We start from the raw sequence: 3,590 nt of genomic DNA on the forward strand, positions 1-3,590 counted from the left end.
AGGTATGACATCATACCAGTAGTTTCACCCCATTGACCACCTAGGGCTTCTTGTAAACGACGAGCCATAATTGGATCTGGACGATCTGGCTTAGCGTTGTATTGTAATGCGCGTGTATGTCTAAACATAATATACCTCTTTCTCTGATGTCAACACTCGAATTGGATTCGTATTTAACCTCAAGTTAGAGATATCCCAATAAATAAAAACCATTCGTGCCGTACATCATAATCATTTATAATTCTCGAAACACTCATACATTTTGTATTAATATTTCGTGTACGATTTAATATACCACAACCGAAAAAATCTGTCTAAGAAAAAGCTTCTTTTTTTCATTTTTTTATTTAAATAAAAAGATAGTGGTTATAAGTGATTTAAATTTTAAATTGATTAATTGAAAAGTCTGAAATGTATAGACGCGTATTATATAATTAAAGTATTAGTTAATGGAAAAGGGGTCTTTAAATGTCACTACAATTTATTTTAGGAACTGCGAGTTACGATCATGAACAAGTGATTATGGATTCATTAAGAAAAGCCATCGATACTAAAAATTCAGATGCTTTTTTCTATATTGTTCCCAACCATATTAAGTTTGAATCTGAAGTGCAAGCTTTAAAGCATTTAAATGTTAATGATGACAACATTTATGCAGAAAGTAAATTTCAAACCTTTTCTATTACTCGACTAGTCTGGTATTACATGAAAAATCATCCAGAATATCAAAAAACACATTTAAGTGAATCTGGCATTAACATGTTGATTTACCAAATTTTACTAGACCATCAAGATGAATTGACCGTTTTTCGTGGTGAAACTGATCAACCGGGTTTTATCCAAAAAATTGGGCAACAAATTGGTGAAATGCAAGCTGGTCAAATTAGTGCAGCCGATTTAAAGAGAATTGTTGATAATAACGACAAAATCAATGCCGGACTTCGCGATAAAATGCACGATTTTATCATTATTTATCGTGGTTTTGAAGAAGCTACGCAAGGTAAGTATCTATATAAATCAGATGTATTGAATCTTTTCTGCCGGTACATAGAAACCAATGAATTAGACTTATCTCACAGTCATTTCTACTTTAATGGCTTTAACCAATTTACCGCCCAAGAAGCTAAGCTAGTGGAACTATTAATTAAGCAGGCGCAGTCAGTAACAATTGGTCTTAATCTAGACCGTAAGTACCCAGATGAATTGCCACAGGGTCCTAGTTTATTCTTTCAATCAGCTAAGTGGTACCACCGTTTTTATAATATTGCGCGCGTAAATAACGTCCCAGTATTAGTGGACCAATTTGCTAAGCAACAACGAGTTAGTGATGATTTATTATCATTGGACCAATTTTGGGCGCAATCAACCGCATTGGGAACCATTGATGACCACCAATTAAAAGACAACACATCGTTGCAAATTTATAAATCTGACAATCCATTTGCTGAAGTCGAATTAATTGCCAGCAAAATCAGAAGAATGGTGGCACAACAAGGTTATCATTATTCTGATTTCTTAATCTTAACGCGTCATTTGGACCGTTATCAAAATGTTTTAAATCCGGTATTTAGTCAAATGGATATACCGGCTTTTAATGATGTCTCAAAATCAATGGCAGACCATCCACTAGTGGAATTAATTAATGCCTTATTTAGTTTGGAAGACGGGGGTCGCAAGTACCAATATCAAGACGTCATGCGTCTATTGAAGACTGAATTAATGCTTCCCAAAATTGATGATGAAAACTATTTATCAATTGAAGACTACCGTAAATACGTGGCCTTAACCGAAAACTTAGTACTTAAAAATGGTTACGAAGGCAGTCGTTGGACCCAAAAAGATGATTGGCAATATGCATGGTTATCCGACGATGACTTTGGCATTACCGCGCAACGTTTCCGTGATATTTCCGAAAAAATTAATGTGATTCGCCACTTTATTAGAGATAATTTCCCACCATTTTTCAAATCAATTAAAGCAGCTAAGACAGGTCAAGAAGCTGCCGGGATTTTATATCAATTTTTAATTAGCATGGGTGTTTCAGACCAATTAGTTAATTGGCGTAATCAAGCCATTCATGACGAAGATCTTGTGAAGGCTGGTCAATCTGAACAAGTATGGCAAACATTTTGTAATTTGTTAGATGATTATGTATCAATGCTAGGCCATCGTGAATTTGCGGCAGCCGATTTTCTAGACTTACTACAAAGTGGTTTTAGTGGTGCTAGTTATTCACAAATTCCATCCACATTGGACCAAGTTGGGATTTCAGAAAGTGGAATCGTTCAAATGAATAACCGTAAAGTCGTCTTCATGATGGGGTCCACTGATGAAGTAATGCCAGATAAGGTCACAAATGAAGCGTTATTTGGTGACGCTGACCGTGATGATTTAAGAGACTTTTTTGCTGACGACCAATACCTTCGTGAAACTTCAGAAAATCAAATGGCTAACGATCCATTTTTGAACTACTTAGCCTTTTTATCTGGTAGTGAAAAGTTAATCTTCACATATAGTTTAGGCGATAGTGACGAATCATCAGTCCAAATTTCGCCATACGTGGAACGCATTAAGAACCACTTCAATCTATCGATTAACCATATTGTGAGTCAACCAAGTGCTGAAATGGATGACATAACCGCATATGTGGGAACATATCGCTCAACATTGAGTCATTTGGTACAAGCGAGTCAACATGCCAAACTAACCAATGCTAATTTATCACCCGCTTGGAATTATATTTACCAACAATTGAATCAAAATCCAAATTATAAATTACTCGCTAATAAACTATTGGGTGGGTTGGATTACAACAATACCCCAACCCCATTGAGTCAAGAAATCGTCACCGGTTTATATGGTGAACAAATCAACACTTCAATTTCGAAGTTGGAACAATTCTACAGTAATCCATATGAATACTTCTTACGCTACGGATTAAAACTGAAAGAACGAGATGTCTTCGACTTATCACCAGCTAGTACCGGACAGTTCTACCATGAATCTATGGATAGATTAATGCGAATCGTTAATGAAGAACATATTGATTTGGCAAGTATCGATAATAAAGTTTTGAACGAATTGGTCGATACTGTCGTTGCTAAGATGCTAGAAGACCCTAACGATTTCCAATACACGATTTTAACTAGTTCGCATCGAATGAACTACATTAAAAATCAATTGGTCAAAACTGTTAAACACACGATTAATACGATTCAGAAACAAAGCCAATACACGCCAATGCGTGCGAAGAAAACTGAAATTTCCTTTGGTCAAGTTGGTCGTGATGGTGATTTAGCACCATTGAGTTTTGAATTACCGAAGAGTGCGCAATTGACCACTGCTAAATTAGTTAACGTTCGTGGTCGAATCGACCGCATTGATTCAATGAATATTGATGGAACTAATTACCTAAGTGTTGTTGATTACAAATCTAGTGAACGTAAGATTGATTTCTCAAAAGTTTTTGATGGAACTTCAATGCAAATGATGACTTATATTGATGTGTTAGCACACAACCTAGGTATTATTGATGAAGAAGAAAAGGCTGCTTTAGCGGGAGCAGTTTATATGCATGTTTACAATCCTAA

General features: G+C 35.7%; 2 protein-coding genes. One reads left to right on the plus strand and one right to left on the minus strand.

Annotated elements, in window-relative coordinates; all coding sequences use genetic code 11:
* The coding region (locus tag M3005_RS05700; protein ID WP_293794483.1) for a manganese catalase family protein at window positions 1–128 on the minus strand (128 nt) is incomplete at its 3' end.
* A 340-nt stretch (window positions 129–468) separates the two neighbouring features.
* On the opposite strand from M3005_RS05700, the gene M3005_RS05705 reads away from it, so the two are divergent.
* A partial coding sequence (locus M3005_RS05705; protein WP_293794481.1) for a PD-(D/E)XK nuclease family protein occupies window positions 469–3,590 on the plus strand: 3,122 nt, incomplete at its 3' end.

Origin of the sequence: Apilactobacillus sp., assembly GCF_025290035.1 — a bacterium.
GTDB lineage: Bacteria > Bacillota > Bacilli > Lactobacillales > Lactobacillaceae > Apilactobacillus.